The organism is Stenotrophomonas sp. AG209 (assembly GCF_003550055.1).
Lineage (GTDB): Bacteria > Pseudomonadota > Gammaproteobacteria > Xanthomonadales > Xanthomonadaceae > Stenotrophomonas.
In genome coordinates this window covers 1-5345 of sequence record NZ_QXDB01000007.1, presented here as the reverse complement: position 1 = coordinate 5345, position 5345 = coordinate 1, and the positions used below count along the sequence as shown (strand labels likewise).

General features: G+C 53.4%; 2 tRNA genes and 3 rRNA genes. All 5 read left to right on the top strand.

The window, feature by feature from the left end:
* Positions 1–176 precede the first annotated feature (176 nt).
* Positions 177–1721: ribosomal RNA gene (locus tag DFO63_RS21875) — 16S ribosomal RNA — on the top strand.
* A 92-nt stretch (positions 1722–1813) separates the two neighbouring features.
* Positions 1814–1889, top strand: a tRNA-Ala gene (locus DFO63_RS21870).
* Between the two features lie 31 nt (positions 1890–1920).
* A tRNA-Ile gene (locus DFO63_RS21865) sits at positions 1921–1997 on the top strand.
* A gap of 225 nt (positions 1998–2222) precedes the next feature.
* Positions 2223–5100 (top strand): 23S ribosomal RNA (locus DFO63_RS21860).
* A 126-nt stretch (positions 5101–5226) separates the two neighbouring features.
* Positions 5227–5341: ribosomal RNA gene (rrf, locus tag DFO63_RS21855) — 5S ribosomal RNA — on the top strand.
* Together the 16S, 23S and 5S rRNA genes with 2 tRNA genes alongside form the textbook arrangement of a ribosomal RNA operon.
* Positions 5342–5345 lie beyond the last annotated feature (4 nt).

Below are 5345 nucleotides of genomic sequence, written 5' to 3'. Positions count from 1 at the left end.
CTTCCCCGGATCTTTGAAAGTATGCGCAGGTATCTTGTGAAGGCGCCTGCAGGAAGGATGATTGTCCATCTTGCAGACGTTTGATCAAGCAACTATTAATTGTTTTAAAGCAAGCGATACGTTGCCAGAATCAATCATCTGCAGCTTTAAATTTTGATCTTCGGATCATGTAGTTTTAAGTGAAGAGTTTGATCCTGGCTCAGAGTGAACGCTGGCGGTAGGCCTAACACATGCAAGTCGAACGGCAGCACAGGAGAGCTTGCTCTCTGGGTGGCGAGTGGCGGACGGGTGAGGAATACATCGGAATCTACTCTGTCGTGGGGGATAACGTAGGGAAACTTACGCTAATACCGCATACGACCTACGGGTGAAAGCAGGGGATCTTCGGACCTTGCGCGATTGAATGAGCCGATGTCGGATTAGCTAGTTGGCGGGGTAAAGGCCCACCAAGGCGACGATCCGTAGCTGGTCTGAGAGGATGATCAGCCACACTGGAACTGAGACACGGTCCAGACTCCTACGGGAGGCAGCAGTGGGGAATATTGGACAATGGGCGCAAGCCTGATCCAGCCATACCGCGTGGGTGAAGAAGGCCTTCGGGTTGTAAAGCCCTTTTGTTGGGAAAGAAATCCAGCCGGCTAATACCTGGTTGGGATGACGGTACCCAAAGAATAAGCACCGGCTAACTTCGTGCCAGCAGCCGCGGTAATACGAAGGGTGCAAGCGTTACTCGGAATTACTGGGCGTAAAGCGTGCGTAGGTGGTTATTTAAGTCCGTTGTGAAAGCCCTGGGCTCAACCTGGGAACTGCAGTGGATACTGGATGACTAGAATGTGGTAGAGGGTAGCGGAATTCCTGGTGTAGCAGTGAAATGCGTAGAGATCAGGAGGAACATCCATGGCGAAGGCAGCTACCTGGACCAACATTGACACTGAGGCACGAAAGCGTGGGGAGCAAACAGGATTAGATACCCTGGTAGTCCACGCCCTAAACGATGCGAACTGGATGTTGGGTGCAATTTGGCACGCAGTATCGAAGCTAACGCGTTAAGTTCGCCGCCTGGGGAGTACGGTCGCAAGACTGAAACTCAAAGGAATTGACGGGGGCCCGCACAAGCGGTGGAGTATGTGGTTTAATTCGATGCAACGCGAAGAACCTTACCTGGCCTTGACATGTCGAGAACTTTCCAGAGATGGATTGGTGCCTTCGGGAACTCGAACACAGGTGCTGCATGGCTGTCGTCAGCTCGTGTCGTGAGATGTTGGGTTAAGTCCCGCAACGAGCGCAACCCTTGTCCTTAGTTGCCAGCACGTAATGGTGGGAACTCTAAGGAGACCGCCGGTGACAAACCGGAGGAAGGTGGGGATGACGTCAAGTCATCATGGCCCTTACGGCCAGGGCTACACACGTACTACAATGGTAGGGACAGAGGGCTGCAAGCCGGCGACGGTAAGCCAATCCCAGAAACCCTATCTCAGTCCGGATTGGAGTCTGCAACTCGACTCCATGAAGTCGGAATCGCTAGTAATCGCAGATCAGCATTGCTGCGGTGAATACGTTCCCGGGCCTTGTACACACCGCCCGTCACACCATGGGAGTTTGTTGCACCAGAAGCAGGTAGCTTAACCTTCGGGAGGGCGCTTGCCACGGTGTGGCCGATGACTGGGGTGAAGTCGTAACAAGGTAGCCGTATCGGAAGGTGCGGCTGGATCACCTCCTTTTGAGCAAAGACAGCATCGTCCTGTCGGGCGTCTTCACAAAGTACCTGCATTCAGAGAATCATGTCGGCCAGGCCGATATGAGAGTCCCTTTTGGGGCCTTAGCTCAGCTGGGAGAGCACCTGCTTTGCAAGCAGGGGGTCGTCGGTTCGATCCCGACAGGCTCCACCATGTTCGAGTTTGTTCCGGAAAGCGTATTTCCGGGTCTGTAGCTCAGGTGGTTAGAGCGCACCCCTGATAAGGGTGAGGTCGGTAGTTCGAGTCTACCCAGACCCACCATTCTCTGAATGACGCATACAATCGATCTTTATACGCATCAGCACTGTGGCTGGTACGTGTTCTTTTAAAACTTGTGACGTAGCGAGCGTTTGAGATGTTCTATCAGACGTGTCGTGAGGCTAAGGCGAGAGACGCAAGTCTCTTTATTGATTGAGTCGTTATATTCGTATCCGGGCTTTGTACCCCCGGGTCATATATATAACCCAAGGCAACTTGCGGTTATATGGTCAAGCGAATAAGCGCACACGGTGGATGCCTTGGCGGTCAGAGGCGATGAAGGACGTGGCAGCCTGCGAAAAGTATCGGGGAGCTGGCAACAAGCTTTGATCCGGTAATGTCCGAATGGGGAAACCCACCCGCTTGCGGGTATCCTGCAGTGAATACATAGCTGCTGGAAGCGAACCTGGTGAACTGAAATATCTAAGTAACCAGAGGAAAAGAAATCAACCGAGATTCCGTAAGTAGCGACGAGCGAACGCGGACTAGCCCTTAAGCTGATTTGGTTCTAGGAAAACACTCTGGAAAGAGTGGCCATAGAAGGTGATAGCCCTGTATCTGAAAGGGCCATTTCAGTGAAGACGAGTAGGGCGGGGCACGTGAAACCCTGTCTGAACATGGGGGGACCATCCTCCAAGGCTAAATACTACTGACCGACCGATAGTGAACCAGTACCGTGAGGGAAAGGCGAAAAGAACCCCGGAGAGGGGAGTGAAATAGAACCTGAAACCGTGTGCGTACAAGCAGTAGGAGCTCCGCAAGGAGTGACTGCGTACCTTTTGTATAATGGGTCAGCGACTTACTGTTCGTGGCAAGCTTAACCGTATAGGGGAGGCGAAGGGAAACCGAGTCTGATAAGGGCGCATAGTCGCGGGCAGTAGACCCGAAACCGGGTGATCTAGTCATGCCCAGGGTGAAGGTGCGGTAACACGCACTGGAGGCCCGAACCCACTCCCGTTGCAAAGGTAGGGGATGAGGTGTGATTAGGAGTGAAAAGCTAATCGAACCCGGAGATAGCTGGTTCTCCTCGAAAGCTATTTAGGTAGCGCCTCATATGTATCCTCTCGGGGGTAGAGCACTGTTATGGCTAGGGGGTCATCGCGACTTACCAAACCATTGCAAACTCCGAATACCGAGACGGACTGTATGGGAGACACACGGCGGGTGCTAACGTCCGTCGTGAAAAGGGAAACAACCCAGACCCACAGCTAAGGTCCCAAATTCACTGCTAAGTGGAAAACCATGTGGAAAGGCACAGACAGCCAGGAGGTTGGCTTAGAAGCAGCCACCCTTTAAAGAAAGCGTAATAGCTCACTGGTCGAGTCGGTCTGCGGGGAAGATTTAACGGGGCTAAGCAGTGAACCGAAGCTTGGGGTGCATACTTTGTATGCGCGGTAGAGGAGCGTTCCGTAAGCCGTTGAAGGTGGATTGAGAAGTCTGCTGGAGGTATCGGAAGTGCGAATGCTGACATGAGTAACGATAATGCGGGTGAAAAACCCGCACGCCGAAAGCCCAAGGTTTCCTTGCGCAACGTTAATCGGCGCAGGGTGAGTCGGCCCCTAAGGCGAGGACGAAAGTCGTAGTCGATGGGAAGCAGGTTAATATTCCTGCACCTCGCGTAAGTGCGATGGAGGGACGGAGAAGGTTAGGTGTACCAGGCGTTGGTTGTCCTGGGGAAAGGCGGTAGGTTTGGATCTTTGGCAAATCCGGGATCCTTTAAGACCGAGCACCGAGACGAGCCTTTATGGCGAAGTCACTGATACCACGCTTCCAGGAAAAGCTCCTAAGCTTCAGCTTACGCAGACCGTACCGTAAACCGACACAGGTGGGTAGGATGAGAATTCTCAGGCGCTTGAGAGAACTCGGGTGAAGGAACTAGGCAACATGGCACCGTAACTTCGGGAGAAGGTGCACCCTTTTTGGTGGCTCGTGCGAGCTATAGCTGAAGAGGGTCGCAGTAACCAGGCCGCTGCGACTGTTTATCAAAAACACAGCACTCTGCAAACACGAAAGTGGACGTATAGGGTGTGACGCCTGCCCGGTGCTGGAAGGTTAATTGATGGGGTCAGCCGCAAGGCGAAGCTCTTGATCGAAGCCCCAGTAAACGGCGGCCGTAACTATAACGGTCCTAAGGTAGCGAAATTCCTTGTCGGGTAAGTTCCGACCTGCACGAATGGCGTAACGACAGCGGCGCTGTCTCCACCCGAGACTCAGTGAAATTGAAATCGCTGTGAAGATGCAGCGTTCCCGTGGCAAGACGGAAAGACCCCGTGAACCTTTACTATAGCTTTACACTGAACGTTGAGTTCGTCTGTGTAGGATAGGTGGGAGGCTATGAAACTGTGGCGCTAGCTGCAGCGGAGCCATCCTTGAAATACCACCCTGTCGTGCTTGACGTTCTAACCTGGGCCCATTATCTGGGTCGGGGACCGTGTATGGTGGGTAGTTTGACTGGGGCGGTCTCCTCCTAAAGAGTAACGGAGGAGCTCGAAGGTACGCTCAGCGCGGTCGGACATCGCGCACTGTGTGCAAAGGCATAAGCGTGCTTGACTGCAAGATCGACGGATCAAGCAGGTAGGAAACTAGGACTTAGTGATCCGGTGGTTCTGTATGGAAGGGCCATCGCTCAACGGATAAAAGGTACTCCGGGGATAACAGGCTGATACCGCCCAAGAGTTCATATCGACGGCGGTGTTTGGCACCTCGATGTCGGCTCATCACATCCTGGGGCTGTAGTCGGTCCCAAGGGTATGGCTGTTCGCCATTTAAAGTGGTACGCGAGCTGGGTTCAGAACGTCGTGAGACAGTTCGGTCCCTATCTGCCATGGGCGTTGGAGATTTGAGAGGGGCTGCTCCTAGTACGAGAGGACCGGAGTGGACGAACCTCTGGTGTTCCGGTTGTCACGCCAGTGGCATTGCCGGGTAGCTATGTTCGGAAGCGATAACCGCTGAAAGCATCTAAGCGGGAAGCGCGCCTCAAGATGAGATCTCCCGGGGCACAAGCCCCCTGAAGGAACCATGTAGACTACGTGGTTGATAGGTCAGGTGTGTAAGTACAGCAATGTATTGAGCTAACTGATACTAATGATCCGTGCGGCTTGACCATATAACCTCAAGTTGCCTTGGCTTTACGACAACGTCGTAAGAGCATCCAAGTGCACGCTACGTCACAAGAACTATGCGAGGCTGGCGCCTTGTCCCAACGGGACGAGTGCGACTCTCCAAAAGCCTCCCTGGTGAAATTAGCGCTGTGGAACCACCCGATCCCATCCCGAACTCGGAAGTGAAACGCAGCTGCGCCGATGGTAGTGTGGCTCAAGCCATGCGAGAGTAGGTCATCGCCAGGGTTTA